This is a genomic window from Dyadobacter sp., from assembly GCF_039919315.1.
GTDB lineage: Bacteria > Bacteroidota > Bacteroidia > Cytophagales > Spirosomataceae > Dyadobacter.
In genome coordinates this window covers 1-20,075 of the sequence record NZ_JBDSFX010000072.1, presented here as the reverse complement: position 1 = coordinate 20,075, position 20,075 = coordinate 1, and the positions used below count along the sequence as shown (strand labels likewise).

Below are 20,075 nucleotides of genomic sequence, written 5' to 3'. Positions count from 1 at the left end.
ATCAGTTTGTTTCAAAATGGCAAAGTATTGTTACCTGCTTGTTTTTCTGCTCGTTAATTCGCTAGGATTAAAGGCAGGTACCATTGCTTTGAAAAACGCACACCATGCTTATGATCTCAGCCAAGACATGCTGATACTGGTGGACAAACCAGCCACGCTGACTTTCAAGGATGTAGTGAAACGTACGGCGGATTTTAAGAAAATGGAGCAACCAGTACTGAACTTCGGGCCTTCGGATGTGGCAATATGGGTGAGGTTTGAGGTTCGTAACGATGTGGGAAAGGAATGGTTCCTGCACATTGGTGCACCATTTCTGGCCGAGATTGACCTTTACAGGTTGTATGGCAGCGGAGGTTTTGTGCATTCGCAAATAAGTTCTGCCAGGCCATTTGAGGAAAGGCCCATACTGACTACGCAAATGATATTGCCGATGAATGTGGCCATCGGGAAAACGGAGGTGTACTACCTGCGGGTCAGTAGCAATTCGGTGCTCAGGGCTCCGCTGGAAGTAGCTACGATGCCATATCTGTTCGAGCAAAGCCAGTCGACAGATATCTGGAACGGGATGTATTTTGGCCTTATTCTGGCGCTGGTTCTGTATAACTTGTTCGTTTTCATTTCGTTGCGGGAGCGTGCGTACCTGTATTACGTCTTTTACGTTTTAAACATTGCTTTGAATATCTCCTATACCAAAGGCTATTTTCTTCAATTTGTCGTTCCCGGGTTTCCGCAAGCCAATCACTCCAATTTCACTGGTTCGGTCGCCTGTATTTTTCTCTTGCTTTTTACCAGGTCATTTTTGGACACCGGGCTGCGTGTCCGGCATTCGCGGAAGATCGAAAATGTGTTGTTTTTGCTCTGCACAACTTGCATTGTAATGTCTTTGAACGGGCAAATGCTTTCCGGCTTTATCCTCGTTTGGGTGATATCCCTCCTGGTGATCCTGTATATTTTGATTGGCAGCGCAGTTGTGGTACTGAAAGGATTCAGGCCGGCCAGGTTTTTCATGTTTGTCCCGGGGATCCAGTCTGAGGAGACGCTTCGATGTGGCTTTAAGCCAGCCAGGATTTTTCTGTTTGGCTTTTTTATACTTTCGGTGGGAATCATCATCTATGCATTAAAGGACCAGGCAATTCTCCCGCAGAACTGGTTTACCGAGAATGCATACATCCTGGGATCGGCATTGGAAGCCATTATTCTGTCTTATGCATTAGCCAAGAAGCTGCATATTTACAAAAGGGAAAAGGAAGAAAGCCAGCTGGAAGCATTGGCGCAAGCGACGTTGTTCTCTCACCAATTGATTGAATCACAGGAAAGTGAAAGAAAAAGAGTAGCCGCTGAGCTGCACGACAGTCTGGGACAAAGCCTGGGAATGGTCAAAAACAAGGTACTAATGCTCAAAAGGGACATAGAGATCCCATTGGCCAAGGAAAAGCACGTAGCCGATCTGGAAAAAATGGTAGGGGAGAACATTCAGGAGGTGCGCAACATTTCTTATAATCTGAGGCCGCTCCATCTCGATCTGTTAGGTATTACTCAGTCCGTCAATAGCCTGCTGGAAGATGTGATGGAATCGGGTACGCTGAATGTAGTCACCGACATTCAGCTGTTCGATAATCTGCTATTTAAGTCGAACGAGATCAATGTATTCCGCATCATTCAGGAATGTTTTAACAATATCGTTAAGCATGCAGAAGCTACCGAGGCGCGGATCCGGATCATGCAATCGCAAACCCAGCTGATGATCACCATTGAAGACAACGGGATAGGCATGCGGGAGCGAGCGCCGGGAAAAGGAGGTTTCGGGCTTCTGGGCGTGCGGGAGAGGCTTAATATCCTGAATGGTCACATGGAAATCACCAGTAATCAGCCACATGGCACCATTTTGAACTTTACAATATTAATCTGATCATGGAAATCAAAATACTGACGGCGGACGATCATCCGATTTTTTTGAAGGGATTGAAAGAAGTAATCGAAACAGATCCGGATTTTAAGGTAACAAAAAGTGCGCAAAACGGGCAGGAAGCATTACTGGCTTTCCAAACACATTCGTTTGACGTCGTCATTCTCGACATTGATATGCCCAAAATGAGCGGCCTTGAAGCTGCGGAAAAGATATTGCAGATCAAGCCTGACTTTCCGGTAGTCATGCTCACGATGCACAAAGAGAAAGCGCCTTTCATGAAATCCCTCGAAATTGGCGTCTTAGGTTACGTATTGAAAGAAAATGCAGTTTCCGACATTATTCATGCGATCTATAAAGTCATGGACGGGGACTCTTATCTGAGTCCTGAAATATCCTCCTACTTGCTCAATAAGGCCACAGCGAACCATAAGCATGTGAGTACCGACCTGTTGGGCCAGCTTACGCCCGCCGAAACCCAGATCATTAAAATGGTAGCGGAATATAAGTCCAGTAAGGAGATCGCTGACGAATTGTTCATCAGCGAAAAGACCGTTTTTAATCACCGGACCAACATTGCCAAGAAGCTGAACCTGACCGGCAAGAATAGTCTGCTGCGGTTTGCGCTAGGGAATGTCAGGTAACATTACACTTTCTCCCACAGGCTGTCGGTGAAGAAATGCTTGCAATCCAGGAAATGTTCAACGACCTCAAAACCATTATGATGCGCCGTGGTTTCAATCTCGGTTAACGTATATTTTTTGGATAACTCCGTCCATATCAGCTCATTTTGCCGGAAATCGTAACATTTGTCCATCCGCTGAATGTGCACTTTCTGGGGAACCAGACTCACCAGATAGCTCCGCACTTCACCATTCATGGGGTTGTAATGAGAGTAAAAGTCAAACTGATTAGTCTTGAAATTACCACCCAGTTCACGGTTAATCCGGTGTAATAGGTTGATATTGAATTTCTTGGTAATACCTTTCGGGTCGTCGTAAGCACAACGGATCGTCGCCGGATTTTTTTGCAGATCAAAACCAGTCAGCAGCTTATCGCCGGGGCGCATGCTTTGATTGAATTGGGTTAGCAGGCCATTGACCTCATTCAATTCATAGTTACCAATGTTGCCGCCCAGAAACAGGTACAGGCTTGGCGTATGTGCCGCGGACAGTTCTTGAATCATCGAAAAATAGTTGCCGATCTTCGAATTCATCTTTAATCCCGGCAAGTGATGCAGCATATTCGCTTCCAACTCTTCAATCGCCTTTTTGGAGATATCAATGGGTACATAGGAGAAATCAGTTTCGCTATCAACCAGCTTTTTGAGCAACTGACGCGTCTTAATGCCATCGCCCGCACCAAATTCGACAATGTTGAACGGTTCCTGAAAATGCAGCCGCTTAATGATCTGCTCGCCCTGCAATGATAGAATCTCGAATTCACAGGCAGTAGGGTAGTACTCAGGCATTTTCATGATATCCTGAAAAATACCGCTGCCGATATCGTCGTAAAAGTATTTGGAAGAAATATGTTTCAAAGGTGCCGAAAGTCCCCGGTGAACATCCTTTGCAAAAGTATTGTCTGACATAATGATAAAATCAAGTTACTTCACCAACCTGATGCCGGTGTACTGCCAACGTTCGTGTGTGTGAAAAAAATTACGATAAGTCCTCCGGCTGTGCTCCGGTGATGTCGCCACAGAAGCACCCCGCAGTACCATTTGGTTAATCATGAATTTGCCATTGTACTCACCCACAGCACCTTCCGCTTTCGAAAATCCTGGGTAGGGAAGGTAAGCACTGTTGGTCCATTCCCAGCGCTGGCCCCAATCCAGGTTCACAGAGGCAATTTCCCATTCCGTTTCCGTAGGCAGCCGCATTCCTTTCCATTGTGCAAAAGCCGACGCCTCGAAAAAATTAACATGACTCAATATTGCCTTCGGATTGACCTTTTGGAGGCCAGCAAGGGTATAATAGTGCCACTCCCCGTTTATTTTATGCCAATACATGGGCGACTGAACAGCGTTAGCATTCACCCATGACCAGCCCTCATCGAGCCATAAATTGAAATCTTCGTAGCCGGCGGAATTCATAAAACCAATGTATTCTTCATTGGTAACCAATGACTTACTAATTTCGAAATTATGCAGATACACCTTGTGGCGCCCCAGCTCATTATCAAAACAGAAGCCATCACCGGCAAAACCAATGTCATAAACACCTTCCTGAATTTGAAGCCAACCTGTTTCCCTGTTTGTTGCATCCACCAGATTATGACCGGCTTTGTAAACCGGAAACAATGGATTATGGCCCAGAATATATTTAATGTCGGTAACCAGCAATTCCTGATGTTGCTGCTCGTGATGCAAGCCAAGTTCTATCAATGTCAAGGTCGCATCATCCAGCTCATTTTCGAGCAGGTCATTCATGCACGCATCCACATGTTGACGGTATGCATACACAGCTTTGGTCGTCGGGCGTGTAACATTTCCCCTGTCCGTGCGCAGGGTGCGCTCGCCAACATTGTTATAATAGCTGTTGAACAAATAGTTGAAATCCGGGTCAAAAACCTGGTGGTTTTCGATGGCACTTTTTAATATAAATGTCTCAAAAAACCACGTAGAATGTGCCAGGTGCCATTTCGGGGGGCTTACAAATGGTACAGGTTGAGGGACATAGTCTTCTGTTTCAAGCGGTTCGCAAATATGTTCGGAATATTTTCTAACACTGTTATAAGCTTCCCTAATGCTGGTGGTTCTCATTAGATGAATATTGTTTTAAATCGGAAATGGTTTTAATGTTCAAGGATTGTGCCTGCTCTTTACGCATCATTAAAGCATAAGCATTATTAAAGCCGATGGGTTCAAGCCATTCAAGCTGGTATTGTTTCGAAAACTCATTTTTTACAAAACCGAAAACCTTGTCACAGTCGCCTGAGAGTTGATTAAGCTGTTTTTTTGTTGGTTTAAGAATGACCAGCAGACCAGTTCCGGTGTATTCCGGATACATATCAATTTCATTATTGGTCAATGCGTCAAAGCATATTTTGGTACCGCCCAGGCCGGTCCGTGTCAACACTTTCAGTTCGGTGTTTCCCTCGATCAGCTCTTTGTACATGTTGATCAGAATGTATTGTTCTGCAAATATTTTAGAACCCAGGCGAACTGTTCCTTTGTTCCCGCCGAGTGGTTTTTTATAAAGTTTTTGGGCAACCAAAAAATCATGGGCGACCTTTTCCGGCACCTGTTTGAGATAATCCACACGATAATTCAGCTCCGTCATCACCGCGTCATTGATCTTCCCGGAAAGCTGTTCCAGCGCTGGTTGTAGCTCAGGATATTGGACCAAAACCTCTTTTCGGATCAATGGAGAAGCATAGTAGGGCGGGAAAATGTGTTTGTCGTCTTCCAGTGTCACCAGGTTATAAGCTTTGAGCCGGCCATCGGTGCTGTACCCGCTGATCACGTCCAGTTTTTTCTCAAAAGCGGCCTTGTACATCACCGCATCGCTGATCACCACTGTCGGAATGTTGAGTTTGTACTGCGATTTTAGACCAAGATAGCCGTCTTCCCGTCCCATAAACTCAGGCGTAAAACCGCCAAGCATGTTTTGCGAAGCATTTGGTATAATGTAAAACGAGGATAATGTCAGGAGAATGACGGCTAGTATTACCGGCATTTTTCGCATGCGTTTCACATTGGTTTTTTGGATTAATGACAACAAAAAGTCCAGCAGAATGGCGAGTAACGCCGCCGGGATCGCCCCGGCGAGGATCATATTGGTGTTATTAAGCGCTATACCTCCAAAAATAAACTCACCCAACCCACCTGCCGCAATGTAAGCCGCCAGCGTCGCCACACCCACATTGATCACCGTTGCAGTCCGTATTCCAGCCAGAATGACGGGCATGGCCAATGGCAGTTCTACGCTGAAAAGGATCTGCCATTGGCTCATCCCCATTCCCCGCGCCGACTCGGTAATCGCTGCATCCACGCCCGTAATGCCTGTGTACGTATTGCGGATAATGGGCAGCAGCGCGTATAAAAACAATGCGGTGATGGCTGGAAGAGCTCCTATGCCGAGTAAAGGAATCATAAAACCGAGTAATGCAATGCTCGGTATGGTCTGTAAAATTCCCGCGACGCCGAGTACCAACCAGGCTGCTTTTTTCTGTTGGGCAATCCAGATTCCCAGCGGCATACCAATGATCACGGCTACAAGCAGGGAAATGCAGGTAAGGCCAATGTGCGACACCGTCTGGCTCCACAGCTTGTCCGACTGTTGCATCATAAACTCCCACAAGCTTTGCTGCGCGTCCATCAATGGCTATTTTGAATGTGGTTAAATGCAGCTTGAATCACTGCCAATGTGACTATTTTGGGGCTGTCCCGTTCAGCATCGGTCACAATGAGTTGCTGCAATTTCTTTTCGGATAATATTTCCATTGCTTCCCAAAGGCTCGCTTCACTGGTAATGTCTGATTTGGAATCGTTTTGAGCATCCGCAAGCTGTTCCCAGATTACTTTCAATCGGAGTGATTTCAGTTGTAGCAGCAGTCGCTGATCTTTAAAAAACGATCTGGTAAAATCATTCTCCGGTTTAAATATCAATGCCTCAGGCGTCCCGGTTTGTAAGATTTGGCCTTTATCCATTAAACAGACCTGGTTTCCAAGTTCAAAAGCCTCCTGTACATCGTGCGTCACGAGTACAATGGTCTTGTTTTTCAATTCGGGCAACTGCTTAAATTCCTTCCGCACGCCCGAGCGGGTGACCGGATCCAACGCTCCAAAAGGTTCATCCATTAACAACACCGGCGGATCGGAAATGAGTGCCCTGGCCAGCGACACGCGTTGCTTTTGTCCGCCGCTGAGCTCGTCAGGATATTTATGATCAAATTCAGAGAAAGGTAATTTAAGTTGATCGAGCAGTTCGGCAGATCTTTGTGAAATTCTTTCCCTGTTCCATCCCAGCAGTTTCGGGACGATAGCCAAATTTTCACCCACTGTGAAATGCGGGAACAAGCCATTATTCTGCGAAACGTAGCCAATGGTACGTCTCAGCATTTCCGGCTGTTCCTGAAAAATATTTTTACCGTCAATGGTAATCGTGCCTGATGTAGCTTCAATTAACCGGTTCAACATTTTCAGGGTGGTGGTCTTTCCGCAGCCGCTGGTACCGAGCAGTACCATGGTTTCACCTTCTTTTACCTGAAATGAAATGCTTTTAACCGCCTGGATATCATTAAAATGCTTGCTGATTTGGTCGGCTATGATCATGATTTTAGGACGCGGCTGGGAAGTTCAGGACATACAGTGGTAAACTGCACCTTTTATTGGTACATAAAATAAGCCGAATTCGATCCATTTATAATCAAAAATGATCGCCTCTTTATTCGTCCAGTGTCATAAACAGGTTGTTGAGCGATTCGGCGTAGGTAGGATGCGCGAACACTCCGTCCCGGATTTTGTCGTAAGTAATGCCGCCGATCATCGCCATTTGCAGGATCGTGACAACTTCACCACCCTGCTCGGCCAGGACTGCCGCACCCAGTATTTTTTTTGTTTTGGTATCCACAATGGCTTTCATCAAACCTCTTTCATCGCCGGTTTCAATGCACCTGGCGACGCTGTTATTTTTCAGTATCGCTACTTGGAAATCCAGACCTTGTTTTTTGGCTTGCTCTTCTGTAATTCCAATGCGACCGAGTTGCGGGTCAATGAACATGCAATAAGGAACCAGCCGGTCGCTAAGGGTCGCTTTTCCTTTTCGAATGATATTTTCCGCCAGAATCCGGTAATCGTCATAAGAAATGTGCGTGAATGCGGGACCGCCTTTCACATCTCCAAGTACGTAAATGTCTTTTGCAGTAGTTTCCAGCTTGTCATTGGCTTTGATAAAACCTTTTTCATCTGTTTCCACACCGGCTGCTTTCAGATTGAGCGTATCAGTTTGAGGTTTGCGGCCGGTCGCTACCAGGATGTGAGAACATTTGATCTCCGTTGTTTTACCTTTTGACTCCACGGTAACGGTGATTTTGGCCCCTTTCTTTTCGACTTTTACGGCTTTGCTTTTAACTAGTATTTCAATTTTTTCTTCGTCCAAAATGCTGGTAACCGCTTCTGCAATATCCTTATCCTCCTTTTTCAGAATTCGCTCCGAAGCTTCCAGTATTGTTACTTTGCTGCCAAACCTGCTGAACATTTGCCCAAATTCCAAACCAATATAGCCGCTTCCGAGTACCAGCAAATGTTCAGCAATATCGGTCAGTTCCATAATGGATGTGGAAGTAAGGTACTCAACGTCCTCAATGCCTTCGATTTCGGGGATAGTGGGTTGTAGTCCTGTATTGATAAAAAACTGGTCTGCCGAGAGTATCAGCGTTTTTCCATCATTTAACGCAATGGTAACCTCCTTCTCACCCGAAAAGCTGGCCGATCCGTAATATAGATCCAGATTTTTAGTACCATTAATTCCTTCTTCGACATTACCCCGCATGGATTGTACGATGTCGTTTTTTCTTTTTAGAATGGTCTTAAAATCAATGGTCGCCTTTTCGGAAGTAACACCAAGACTTTTGTTGTGCCCCACCGACCACGCAGCCTTGGCCGAGGCGATCATGGCCTTGGTAGGGGAGCAGCCGTCATTGACGCAGGTGCCGCCAACCCAGCGTTTTTCGATTAATGCTGTTTTCAGGCCTGATTTGGCCAGTTTTTTGGAGAGAGGAGTACCTGCCTGGCCGGAGCCGATTACAATAGCGTCGTAATGTTTCATAAGAATGTTTTCTGTGTGGCCTGGAATGGAATGCGTTGCCGTAGCAACGTAAAAGTTACGTATAGCCAATAATAATAAAAGCGTGCCGTTAAGACACGCTTTTAATTTCAAAATCCTTACAGCTAACCCCTTCCACCCGCAACAGATCCCAGAAATTCATTGCGAACACACATTATTTCTAAGTTTGGAACTCTTCAACATCCTTTATTTGGTATGAGATACATGACGTTGCCCGAAACAGATAAGTTGAAGCCATAATTTTCAACAGCAGGAAGTGATAGTTGTTGCCATGTTTTGCCCATGTCAGATGAGCGAAATATGCCATCTGTGCGGCCACATATTAAATATCTGCCCATTTGTTTAATTGATAAAATATCCGATGGAGATTGAAATAAGCCAATCTTTTTCATGATTCGACTACTCCACGAAGGTTGAAGGTCTTCGCCTATGGCATTCCAGGTTATTCCGCCGTCCATTGAAACGTGCATGCTGTTTGTTTGGGTTATCGGGTTGTTTACTATGGCAGCAAACCCTCCATCAATACGTTCCACAGCAATACCAAGACCTCCGTCACTAATCACACGCTCCCAGTTTTGACCATCATCAGTCGATCTTAATATCCCATCTTTGCTGGTAGTCAGGATTACACCGTTTGACTCTACCAATTTCATTCTACCGTTTCCAACATGCAGTTGTTTCCAAGTTTTTCCATTGTTAGTGGATCTAAAAAGACTGTTGTTGGAGCCGATAAGAACTGTGCCTGCGGCAGTTTCAAAAATGGTGCGTACTTCTTTCTCTTTATAAGTCTTGTACATCCAATCTATCGTGCTGTCTAAGCGTACGGCTTGCTCTTGAAAATTTGTGTACGTGGGCGACCAATCACTCGTTCCGTCCATTTTTTTTAAAAATTGACCCCTGATATCATAGGCAAGTATCCCATTCTTGCCAGAGACAATGTTACGTTGCCTACCAGGGAAAATTTCTTTTGTCCAAAAAGGAGTTGTGGAATTTGGCTCATTGTGATAAACGCCATTTCCAGCACGTAAATAGAGCCCACCGTCATTTGAAAGTAAACCATTGCCCGACACACCTTCTCTCTGCAATTTTTCAGGCAGTCCTTCGCTAATGTCCTGCCAGGTTTGTCCGCCATCCGTAGATTTGAAAATGATGCTGGCATTCCCCGCTGATTTGCCTTCTTTTATTGGTTTCTTTTTTGCTTCCTTTTCTTTTACCATAAAAGAATTCAGTAGCAATAAAACAAGGAGGATTGCCGGAATAAAAACAAATGATTTTTTCATTTTTTTAATTTAAGGTGAAACCAAATTAATTAGTGAATAGCGGAAAGTAGCAGGTGGGGCAATAGAGCGTGACCCCAGGAAGTGCTCAACTAATGCGTTGGCCGACACTCCGTTGGCCGACACTCCGGTGGCCGCCATTGCGGTGGCAACAAAGCTATAAGGCTTTATCCAGGCGTCTGTTAAGGACTGGTAAAAGAAGGTTAACGAAATGTAAAAGTTGTTTGGGCTGGCCAACAACTCAATCAAATGCGGGAAACAGGGTGCTAAGGCTGTATGTAAAAGAGCGCGATTTCACCATATGGTGCTCGCGGTGGGGGGTAGGGCAAATATTTTATGAAAAATAAGCCAGAGTAGCTCCTTTATCTACGTTAATTTGCTTAACGAGCATATCCAGATTATCGAATTTTTGTTCCGGACGCAGGTAATGCAGCAGTTCCAGTTTCAAGTCTTCTCCGTAGATTTCCTCATCGAAGTCAAATAAATGTGCTTCAATCGTTCGCATGGTGCCGTCCACTGTCGGGCGAACGCCAATGTTCAGCATTCCTTTGTACATCACGTTCTCGTGCGTAGCATGCATGATGTAGACGCCATTCATAGGTACGAGTTTATACGATTCGTGCAAATGAAGATTGGCCGTTGGAAATCCGATGGTACGGCCCAGCTGCTTTCCTTTCACTACCGTTCCCGATAAGGTATAGTAACGTCCCAGTAGCTCATTCGCTTCGTGAATGTGCCCTGTAACCAATGATTTGCGGATTCTGGACGAACTGATCGCCATGTTTTCAATGTCTTCCCGCGGAATTTCTTCCACTTCAAAGCCATAGGTAGAGCAGTTTTTTTGAAGGAATTCAAAACTGCCTTCCCGGTTCCGTCCAAAACGGTGATCGTAACCGATGACCAGTTTTTTAGTGCCGATTTTGTCAACCAGAACATGCTGGATGAATTCGTCTGAGGAAAGTTCTGAGAATGCGCGGGTGAAAGGAACGATAGCGAGATGCTGAATGCCGAGCTGGGCAAAAAGTTCTATTTTTTCGTCAATGGTAGAGAGCAACTGCAATCCCTGGCTGTCTTCGGAAACTACCGTGCGGGGATGCGGCCAGAAAGTAAGCACCACAGATTCTCCTCCCGACTGCTCGCTGATCTCTTTCAGACGGGAAAGTATTCTTTTATGTCCAAGATGTACCCCGTCGAAAGTACCGCTTGTTACGACGCCATATTCCAGCTTATCAAAGGAATCAAGGCTATGATAAATATTCATTCGTCCACTTCTAACTTCAACTCAACTCGTTTTTGATGAATGAAATCGGTCAGATCCCATGCATTTTTCAATTCAAAAGCTCCGATCCTTGTCCTGCACAGCGCACTCATATACGCGCCACTGCCTGCAAACTGACCAAAGTCCCGAACCATACTGCGAATATAAGTACCTTTTGAACAAATGATCCTAAAATTGACAGAAGGGAAGTTGGTAGCATCGATTTCGAAAAGTGAAACGGTAACATTCCTCTTTTTGATTTCAACCTCTTCGCCACGCCTCGCTTTTTTGTAAAGCCGCTCTCCGTCCACACGTATCGCAGAATAAATAGGGGGTACCTGCTCAATCTCTCCAACCAGTTTGAGCCGTGCTTCTTCGAGCACTTCGGGCGTAATGTGGTCGGTAGGATATTCAGCGTCAAATTCAGTTTCCAGGTCAATGGACGGAGTCGTTTTTCCCAATACCATCGTGCCGGTATACTCCTTTTCCTGCGCCTGGTAGGAATCTATTTGTTTGGTTTTTTTGCCGGTACAAAGGATCAGCAGGCCGGTGGCGAGCGGATCGAGAGTTCCTGCGTGCCCGATCTTTTTGAACTTACAAGCTCTTTTCAGCTTGTTGGCCACGTCAAATGAAGTCCAGGTCAAAGGCTTGTCGATTAAAATGACTTCGCCTTCGTCTGGTATGTTGGTTTCGTTATTCAATTCTCGATGAAATAATGGTCAGGCAAGTGGCTTATACAATGTCCAGCTTGTATCCTGACGCCAGCAATGCCAGTAAAACAAGTCCCAGAATGATCCGGTAGTACCCGAACACTTTGAAACCATATTTGGTCAAAAAGCTGATGAAAAATTTAATGGCCAGCATCGCAACCACAAATGCGACCAGGTTTCCGATCAAAAGTATTTTAATGTCTTCTGCCTGAATGGTATCATAGGTTTTGAGCAGCTTGTACCCACCCGCAGCGGCCATCGTAGGCACAGCCAGGAAGAACGAAAACTCAGCAGCCTGCTTACGTGACAATCCCTGTAGCATTCCTCCAATGATCGTGGAAGCGGACCTGGAAACGCCGGGTATCATCGCAATACATTGAAAAAAGCCGATTTTCAACGCATCGAAGTAAGATATTTCACGCTCACGGGTGTTGTCATTCGCGATACGGTCAATGAAAACGAGGATGATACCGCCCACCAGTAATGATATGGCGACCACAACAACATTTTCAAGCATCGAATCGATGAAATCGTTAAGCAGAAAACCAATGATAGCTGCGGGAAGGAATGCAACGGCTAATTTGAAATAAAAATCGGTTGTCTGAAAAAAGCGTTTCCAGTAAAGCACCAGTACGGAAAGAATCGCGCCGAACTGAATATTCACGGTAAACATTTTGGTGAACTCCAAATGACTGATCCCCATGAAAGAGGAAGCAATGATCATGTGGCCGGTGGAAGAAACGGGTAAAAACTCTGTAATCCCTTCAATAATTGCTAAAATAATCGCCTGCCAGATACTCATGAATTAGCGGGTTTACGTAGAATAGCCCAAAACTCAATGATAAAGCCCGTAATGGTAACAAGAGGGCCGAGGGTAAGACCTAAGAAACCAAAACCAAATTCGGTACTGTCGAAGGTCATAATTAGGAAGCCCGCGAGAATAATTGCAATACCGATCAGCATCGTGGTATAGTTCGATGTCGCAAATGGGAGTTCGTTTTTTGTGTTACTCATGTCTTTTGTAGTTTCTTTTATTGTATCGAATAATCAAAAGGAAATGGAAAATCAATCAGTACAGGTCATCCAGCGCCATTCTCAGGTACCGAGCCAAAGACTGGTAGGTACTGGCAACGCCTATTAAAACGCCTAGTGAAAGTACGGTCAGCACAAGGATTATGATCTTGTCGTATTCCTGCAACATGCCCAGCCCTTCCACATTACGAACTGCCAGCTGTTGCAAACCAATCAGCATAATACCTGCCAACACACCGCCCACGAGCCCCTGGATAGCACCACGCACCACATATGGGCGCTGGATAAAACCGTTGGTGGCACCCACCAGCTGCATACTCCGAATCAGGAAGCGCTGGGAGTAAATTGCCAGTTTGATGGTATTGTTGACGAGCAACACAATGATGATGAGCATAATCAATGCAAAACTTGCCAGCACAATGTAGATTTTGGTAACGTTCCTGTTAATGTTATCAGCCAGGTCTTCCTGGTACACGACTTCGTAAACGCCTTTAATTTGTTCCAGGTCTTTTTTAATCTGCTGTAACTTGGCTTCCTCAAAAAAGTCCTCCTGAATTTTGACACGATAACTGTCCCGCAATGGATTTTCACCCAGGAATGAAGCAAAATCCTCTTTGGTATCTTCAATAAATTCTTTGGCAGCCTCTTCCTTAGAGACAAATGTGATGGGTTTGACGTCCGTCGCGGCGAGCACAAAAGGCTTCACCTTAATGATGTTCAGAATGGAGTCTTGTCCTGCTTTGGTTTCTTCTTTGTCTAGAAAAACCCGGACTTCAATGTTCTGGCGAATAATGGAAACCAGTTTTTTCGATTGTATTACCAGCAATCCGCAAAATCCAATCAGAAATAATGCAGCGGTGAGGCTCATTACGATCATGGCATTGGGGTAACTTCCAATCTTCTTTTTTTTAGGCATAGCAGCGTAAGATTTCGCTTGTCGTTTTATTCAGCTTTTCGAAGTTAACGAACAATGGCAAAAATAAGGATTAAAATTTCAAAAGAGCCGAAATTAGGCTATCCTTAACTATTTTTAACTTAATGAGCTTGATTAGTTGCGTCTGCCCATTTCATCACGGATCTTGGCAGCCTTTTCGTAGTCTTCTTTGGTGAGCGCATCGTCGAGCATTCTTTGCAGCTCATCGAAGGTAAGATCACGCAACTGGTCTTTGGAAGCACCGGAGGTTTTCAAAGTTTCACGAACGGCGTCTTCATCTTCGTCTTCTTCTTCCGTTAACGAACTGGAAACAATTCCCGCTTCGGACAAAATGGCCTCATAGGTGAATATAGGAATGTCAAAACGCAGCCCGATCGCGATGGCGTCGGAGGGACGGGCGTCGATCTCCACCTCTCTCAGACTGTCTGTGCAAACGATCTTGGCATAAAAAATACCTTCTTTGAGATCCGAAATGACGATTTCTTTTAATGTATAATTCATTCCGTCGGCGAATGACTTGAACAAATCATGCGTCATCGGGCGGTTAGGGACAATATTTTCGATTTGAACGGCAATAGCTTGTGCTTCAAACACACCTATAATGATAGGCAGGCGGCGGTTGCCCAATTCTTCTCCGAGTACCAGCGCAAAAGAGCCGGCCTGGGATTGGCTTGGGGATAGCCCCAGGATTTCTAACTTGATTTTTTTCACGTTTAAACTAAATGCGCAAGTATTGTTAACAGTTGTGGTGAATTATGCCTGAATAAGTACTTATTCCTATGAGTAGCTGACTTGCTTGCCGACCCCGATTCGCGGATCGAAGTTGCAAAAATAAATAACCCGTACTGCATAAAAAAATGCAGTACGGGTTGAAAAGAATCTTAATGACAGTTATCCTGAAATCTTGCTGGGTTAAACACCTGATTTCTAACCATGTTTTTTGACAAATCACACGACAAATATTCCAATTAATTTGAAAAACTGCCTTTTTGCGTGATTATTTCAATTTTTTTGCTGCCTCGGTTAATTTTGGCAGGATCTCAAAAACATCCCCCACAATTCCGTAATCTGCTGCCTTGAAAAATGGCGCTTCGGGATCTTTATTGATCACCACGATACATTTTGATCCGTTGACGCCCGCTAAATGCTGGATCGCACCGGAAATTCCGCAGGCAATGTACAGGCTTGGCGCTACTTTGATGCCGGTTTGCCCGATATGTTCATGATGCGGGCGCCAGTCCAGGTCCGATACAGGTTTGGAGCAGCCGGTAGCTGCGCCAAGCGCTTTCGCCAGATCCAGCAGCGGCTGCCAGTGGTCGGCGCCTTTCATTCCGCGTCCACCTGAAACAATGATCTCAGCCTCAGTTAATGATAATTCCGAATTTGCTTTTTCAACACTCTGAACAGTTGCCTTGAAATCCGAATCACGCAATTGCGGAGCGAAATTTTCAATGGTTGCGGCTGTGCCTGTCAGTTGTGTTTCGTCTATTTCGATGGCGTTCTTTTTGACCACCAATATTTTAATATCTGATTTGATTTCAGCTGTCGCAAATGCTTTTCCTGTAAAAATGCTCCGCGTCACCTTAAATGAGCCATTTGTTTCAGGCAATGCAGTCACGCCGGAAACGACACCGGCTTTCAGCTTCGCGGCAGCACGTGCCGCCATCGCATCTCCAAGGCCGGATTTGCTGAGAATGATCACTTTACTGCCTTCCTGCTGCGCTGCCTGCACGAGCGCGTCTGCATAGGCAAGGCCATTTTCGTGCACAAGTTTTTCATCTGCTGCATGCAGCACTTTTGCCGCGCCATAGCTTCCGGCTTTTTCGAGTTCAGCATTTTCTGCTTTTCCCAAAGCGAGTACGGTAGCTTTTTCGCCTAATTGTTCGGCGACTTTTGCACCGTAAGCTACGGCTTCCAAAGAAGTCTTTTTGATGGAACCATTGTCCAGTTCTACATATATCAGGACTGACATATCTTTAATGTTTTAATGTTTTTTAAAATGATGAAGTGAAGTTTAGAGCACTTTGGCTTCGGTTTGTAGCAACCTGATCAGCGTTTCTGCTTCACTGGCCGGTATCATTTTGCAGGCACCTTTCGGGGCTGGAAGCGAGTACTTTTCAGGTACTGTCAATGCTTCGACACCGACGGGCTCCACCACGTTCAGGGGCTTGGTCCGTGCGGTCATGATTCCGCGCATGTTCGGGATTTTCCATTCGGCAATGGGTTCCTGGCAGCCTAGTACCAATGGTAGTGGTGCTTTCAGGATCTCCTTTCCACCGTCGATTTCCCGGCTGATCGTCGCAGTGGTACCATCGATATCCAGCTTCATGACCGGTGAGTAGGAGGGAATGCCCAGCATTTCACCTACCAGTCCGTGCACGACGCCACTGTTATAATCAATCGATTCGCGGCCCATCAGTATCAAATCGTAATTATTTTGAGAGGCAATGTGCGCAATTTGGGTTGCTACAAAGTAAGAATCCAGCGGATCAGCATTCACCCGAATCGCATCATCCGCCCCGATAGCCAGTGCTTTACGAATCTGCGGATCGGCATCGGCTTCTCCTACATGCAATACAGTCAATGTCCCGCCCGACTGTTCTTTCAATTCCACGCCTCTTGCCAACGCATAGTCGTCGTAAGGGCCTATAATATATTGAACACCGTTTTTATTGAGCTTAGTGTCATTATCGGTGAAGGTTATCTTGGCGGTTGTATCCGGTACATTAGTTATACAAACGAGTATTTTCATGAGCATTTAGTAATGAATCTTAACTTTTATGAGAATAACTTTGTCCGGGCAAATTAGGGAAATCTAAAATAGTATGCAAGCATAATAATACTCAATGAACAACTCACTGCTTCCGGATTTACTGGCATTTTACGAAGAAGATCCAAACGATCCTTTCAACATTTACGCGCTGGCAATCGAATACGTAAAGACTGATTCGAAGAAGGCGGAACAGTTTTTCAAGATACTTTTGGCGCAGCACCCGGACTATCTGCCAACTTACTACCATGCTGGTGCGTTTTTTGCGGCCCTGGGAAACGTGGAACAGGCTGAGGGAATTTATCAAAAAGGCGTGGCATTAGCGCTTTTACAAAAGAATACCAGAACGCAGCAAGAGCTTCAACGGGCCTACAATACCTTCCTCGACGAGCTGGATGACTAAAACTGATTTGGGCCAAAATTTGCGCATTAGGGCAAAAAATCGTACCTTTCGTGCTTCGTAAGAATACTACATACAAGACTGCTTTCGGTTAAATACTTTTCCTCTGCTCAGTTTAGTTTGATTTTTATTGTGAGTTCCCAGTAGGATGGGGAAAAAAATTATTCATTATATTATTATGGAAAAGGAATTATTTATTCCACTTGTGGTAAAGTGGGCACAGGCTCATGGGTTTAAGGATATCCAGGCCAACATCGAGGGATATGAAACACCGAAATCATATGAACGGGCCGCTGACAATATTAAATTTACACCGGATGTTACCGGGGTAAACATGTTCAACAGACATTACCTGGAAGTGTCGGTGAAAACCGATCAGCTCCGCGGAAGCATTTCAAAATGGAAACTGTTGAGTGAATTAGCCGGAATGAAGGGCGCAAAATTGTATCTGATGGCTCCGAGAGGCCACGTCAGGTTTACACGCGAAACTATTGAGCAATATAACATCCCGGCCGAGGTTGTTAAGATTGACTAAGAAAAAGAGAAAGGGGCATTCGCCCCTTTCTCTTTGCTATACTTTCGGATATTTCCACTCCCCCCGGTACTCTCTGCTCAGCAGTTTATTCGCTTCCGCGTCTTCTTCAATGACTTCTTTTTCGCCGTCCCAGATAATGCTTCTGCCTAGTTTGTAAGAAAGCATTCCTAGCAACGCCACATTGGTGGAGCGCTGACCCACTTCAATTTCGCAGATCGGCGGCTTATTGGTTCTGATGGATTCAATGAAATTCGCCCATAATTGCTGAATATTCTGATCGTCCGGCTTATTCAGCTGAGCATCCTGGTGAATGACGGGTTTATTGGGGTTGGTAGGGTAAAATGTCCAGCCGTCGAGCCAGCCCATGTGGAATGTGCCTTCCGTTCCGTAAAAATATACGCCTACTGCCTGCTGCGGATGCGTTTTTTCAGCATTGTTTGCTGCGAAATTGCGATGTTCCCATTCTAATGTAAATCCGTCGAAGTCATAAACCGCCACCTGATGGTCCGGCGCATCGGTATTATCCTGACGTATCGCCCGGCCTCCGGTTGAATAGATTTTCTTCGGATATTTTTGCTCCGACCACCATAGTACCTGATCCAGCCAGTGAATTCCCCAGTCGCCCAGCGTACCGTTTGCGAAGTTGAGGTAACCCCGGAAACCACGTGGGTGAATGGTCTTATTATAAGGTACCAGCGCAGCGGGACCGCAATAGAAATCCCAGTCCAGCCCTTTTGGCGGTTCTTCGTCGGGTGTTTTTTGACCGGGGCCACCGCCGTAATGTACAAATGCGCGCGCCATTCCTATTTTGCCTGCTTTGCCGGATTTCAGAAATTCCATTCCTGATACATTATGCGGGGAAACGCGTCGGTGGGTTCCTACCTGCACGATCTTACCGTGCTTGCGGGTAGCATTCACCATTGCGCGACCTTCCTTAATGGTATGGGAAATCGGTTTTTCCACGTATACATGCGCCCCGGACTCGATCGCGGCAATGCAGCAGAGCGGATGCCAGTGATCAGGCGTTGCTACTATGACGATTTCGGGCTTTTCTTTGGCCAGCATTTCACGGAAATCCTTATAAAGCTTAGGTTTGTCCGGTGTCAGCTTGCCCATTTCCGTCGAGCAAATTTTGAGCTGGTTTTCATCCACATCGCACAATGCGACCAATTTGTTTTCACCAGACTGCAGCGCACAGCGAAGAATGTTCGTCCCCCACCAGCCCGTACCTATCAGGGCGGTCCGGTAAGGTGCTGCGCGTTTCAATGCGGAGAGAAGCGGGAGGGAAGAAAATGCCGCCCCCGCCAGCGTCGACTTTTCAATAAAGGTTCTACGATCCATAAGAGGTGATCTTGAATATCTTGTTAAGCGTTTGTAATTCCAATGCTATTTGCCTTTCAGCTTATCAATCAGCCAGTTGTTCATGATATCTCGTTCCTCCGCATACGTCCAATGGCCGGTATCGAGGTAAAGTTTGAGTTCTTTTGGCGCTGTGGTGACATTGTATGCCGAGTACATTGAAGTAGGCGGACAGGTTTCGTCATTGAATCCCCACATATAATATCCTGGCTGTTTCACTCTTCTCGCGAAGTTCACGACGTCGTAATAAGCAATGGTAGCGAGTTTTTCTTTGGTATTATTCACCTTAATACCTCCTTTGTCAAAGTAATGCGGCCAGCCTCCCGCACGTCCGTGCAGGTAACCCGTCACATCGCTTAATGCAGGATAGAAAGCGCCCAGCCATTTCACGCGGGAATCAAGACCAGCGGTAATGATAGACAATGCGCCACCCTGACTGCCACCAGTCACCGCCAGATTTTTGCCATCATATTGCGGAAGGCTGGTCAGGAAGTCATTGGCCCGTATACATCCCAGATATACTCTTTTGTAATAAAATTTATCCTTGTCATCCATATTATAAGCCGGGTAGCCATTCAATACGCCCGCGCCCATATCCGTGTAAACCGACGGGTCCATAATGACCGGAATTCCGTGGATACCAATTTCAAGCGTAATGATTTCTTTGTCAGCCGTCGTTACATCTCCGTAGTAAGCCCGCACACCTGCGCCGGGTACACGTAGTAACGCTGGATATTTTCCTTCTTTTTTAGGGACGCTGAGAATTCCGTACACGCGCGTTCCCACTCTGTTGTTTTGCAGGTTCAAATGGTACACGTTCGTTTTTTCCGTGCAACGTTCTGGGAGTAGGGTCATTTTGGCATCCATTGGAACAGCTGCAAGTTCTTTTTTTGCATTGTCCCAGAATGTGTCGAAATCCTCAGGATTGGAAACGGTTGGCTGTATTTTCAATGGTTCAAAACCCGCAGTAGCAAGTCCGCGGTATTCGCCGCCGTCGACATTCGCCCAGGCAATGCATCTCAAAAAGCCTGGTGTTTTCAATGTGCCGCCGTCGATCGTGATTTTGCCGTCGGCTGCGGTTTTGGTTTCTTTAATGGTAGGAT

General features: G+C 45.7%; 20 protein-coding genes. 4 read left to right on the top strand and 16 right to left on the bottom strand.

Annotation, left to right across the window (positions count from 1 at the left end):
• The first annotated feature begins 16 nt into the window (after positions 1-16).
• A complete protein-coding gene (locus ABIO93_RS19805) occupies positions 17-1,909 on the top strand; it encodes a 7TM diverse intracellular signaling domain-containing protein (RefSeq protein ID WP_348070810.1) in 1,893 nt (630 codons plus the stop codon).
• A 2-nt stretch (positions 1,910-1,911) separates the two neighbouring features.
• Positions 1,912-2,550: a response regulator transcription factor gene (locus ABIO93_RS19800; RefSeq protein WP_348070809.1), complete on the top strand. Its 639-nt coding sequence runs from the start codon at positions 1,912-1,914 to the stop codon at positions 2,548-2,550.
• Between the two features lie 2 nt (positions 2,551-2,552).
• On the opposite strand, the gene ABIO93_RS19795 is transcribed toward ABIO93_RS19800, so the two are convergent.
• The 14 genes from ABIO93_RS19795 to ABIO93_RS19730 all read right to left on the bottom strand — a co-directional run bounded on the left by ABIO93_RS19795 (position 2,553) and on the right by ABIO93_RS19730 (position 16,660).
• Complete coding sequence (locus tag ABIO93_RS19795; RefSeq protein WP_348070807.1) at positions 2,553-3,497, bottom strand: L-histidine N(alpha)-methyltransferase; 945 nt, start codon at positions 3,495-3,497, stop codon at positions 2,553-2,555.
• Positions 3,498-3,512: 15 nt separating this feature from the next.
• A complete protein-coding gene (gene egtB / locus ABIO93_RS19790) occupies positions 3,513-4,670 on the bottom strand; it encodes an ergothioneine biosynthesis protein EgtB (RefSeq protein WP_348070805.1) in 1,158 nt (385 codons plus the stop codon).
• Entirely contained in the window at positions 4,651-6,228 is a 1,578-nt protein-coding gene (locus ABIO93_RS19785) for an ABC transporter permease/substrate-binding protein (RefSeq protein WP_348070803.1), read from the bottom strand. Before ABIO93_RS19785 ends, egtB begins: the two co-directional genes overlap by 20 nt.
• Positions 6,228-7,184, bottom strand: a complete 957-nt coding sequence (locus ABIO93_RS19780; RefSeq protein WP_348070801.1) for an ATP-binding cassette domain-containing protein — start codon at positions 7,182-7,184, stop codon at positions 6,228-6,230. Before ABIO93_RS19780 ends, ABIO93_RS19785 begins: the two co-directional genes overlap by 1 nt.
• Positions 7,185-7,296: 112 nt before the next feature.
• Positions 7,297-8,679, bottom strand: coding sequence for a mercuric reductase (locus ABIO93_RS19775; RefSeq protein ID WP_348070799.1), 1,383 nt, complete (start codon positions 8,677-8,679; stop codon positions 7,297-7,299).
• 194 nt (positions 8,680-8,873) lie between these two features.
• Entirely contained in the window at positions 8,874-9,977 is a 1,104-nt protein-coding gene (locus tag ABIO93_RS19770) for an exo-alpha-sialidase (protein WP_348070797.1), read from the bottom strand.
• Positions 9,978-10,308: 331 nt separating this feature from the next.
• Positions 10,309-11,235 (bottom strand): bifunctional riboflavin kinase/FAD synthetase, encoded by a 927-nt coding sequence (locus tag ABIO93_RS19765; RefSeq protein ID WP_348070795.1) that lies wholly within the window; start codon positions 11,233-11,235, stop codon positions 10,309-10,311.
• Entirely contained in the window at positions 11,232-11,933 is a 702-nt protein-coding gene (gene truB, locus ABIO93_RS19760; RefSeq protein ID WP_348070793.1) for a tRNA pseudouridine(55) synthase TruB, read from the bottom strand. The genes ABIO93_RS19765 and truB overlap by 4 nt, the downstream gene beginning before the upstream one ends.
• A gap of 31 nt (positions 11,934-11,964) precedes the next feature.
• Positions 11,965-12,744 carry an undecaprenyl-diphosphate phosphatase gene (locus tag ABIO93_RS19755; RefSeq protein WP_348070791.1) on the bottom strand — a complete coding sequence of 260 codons (780 nt, stop codon included), beginning with the start codon at positions 12,742-12,744 and terminating at the stop codon, positions 11,965-11,967.
• A complete protein-coding gene (locus ABIO93_RS19750; RefSeq protein WP_348070789.1) occupies positions 12,741-12,956 on the bottom strand; it encodes a DUF3098 domain-containing protein in 216 nt (71 codons plus the stop codon). The genes ABIO93_RS19755 and ABIO93_RS19750 overlap by 4 nt, the downstream gene beginning before the upstream one ends.
• Positions 12,957-13,011: 55 nt before the next feature.
• On the bottom strand, positions 13,012-13,890 hold the full coding sequence (locus tag ABIO93_RS19745) for a permease-like cell division protein FtsX (RefSeq protein ID WP_348070787.1): 879 nt from the start codon (positions 13,888-13,890) through the stop codon (positions 13,012-13,014).
• Between the two features lie 132 nt (positions 13,891-14,022).
• Entirely contained in the window at positions 14,023-14,619 is a 597-nt protein-coding gene (locus ABIO93_RS19740; RefSeq protein ID WP_348070785.1) for a bifunctional nuclease family protein, read from the bottom strand.
• Positions 14,620-14,905: 286 nt separating this feature from the next.
• Positions 14,906-15,880, bottom strand: coding sequence for an electron transfer flavoprotein subunit alpha/FixB family protein (locus ABIO93_RS19735; RefSeq protein ID WP_348070783.1), 975 nt, complete (start codon positions 15,878-15,880; stop codon positions 14,906-14,908).
• 42 nt (positions 15,881-15,922) lie between these two features.
• Positions 15,923-16,660, bottom strand: coding sequence for an electron transfer flavoprotein subunit beta/FixA family protein (locus ABIO93_RS19730; protein ID WP_348070781.1), 738 nt, complete (start codon positions 16,658-16,660; stop codon positions 15,923-15,925).
• 94 nt (positions 16,661-16,754) lie between these two features.
• Between ABIO93_RS19730 and ABIO93_RS19725 the strand changes: the two genes are divergently transcribed.
• Positions 16,755-17,081, top strand: coding sequence for a tetratricopeptide repeat protein (locus ABIO93_RS19725; RefSeq protein WP_348070779.1), 327 nt, complete (start codon positions 16,755-16,757; stop codon positions 17,079-17,081).
• A gap of 175 nt (positions 17,082-17,256) precedes the next feature.
• On the top strand, positions 17,257-17,613 hold the full coding sequence (locus ABIO93_RS19720) for a hypothetical protein (RefSeq protein ID WP_348070777.1): 357 nt from the start codon (positions 17,257-17,259) through the stop codon (positions 17,611-17,613).
• A 36-nt stretch (positions 17,614-17,649) separates the two neighbouring features.
• Here the strand turns inward: ABIO93_RS19720 and ABIO93_RS19715 are convergent, their stop codons facing one another.
• Together ABIO93_RS19715 and ABIO93_RS19710 are read right to left on the bottom strand one after the other, a co-directional pair.
• Positions 17,650-18,954 carry a Gfo/Idh/MocA family oxidoreductase gene (locus tag ABIO93_RS19715; protein ID WP_348070775.1) on the bottom strand — a complete coding sequence of 435 codons (1,305 nt, stop codon included), beginning with the start codon at positions 18,952-18,954 and terminating at the stop codon, positions 17,650-17,652.
• Between the two features lie 45 nt (positions 18,955-18,999).
• Positions 19,000-20,075, bottom strand: a 1,076-nt coding sequence (locus tag ABIO93_RS19710; RefSeq protein ID WP_348070773.1) for an acetylxylan esterase, incomplete at its 5' end; no start/stop codon positions are given.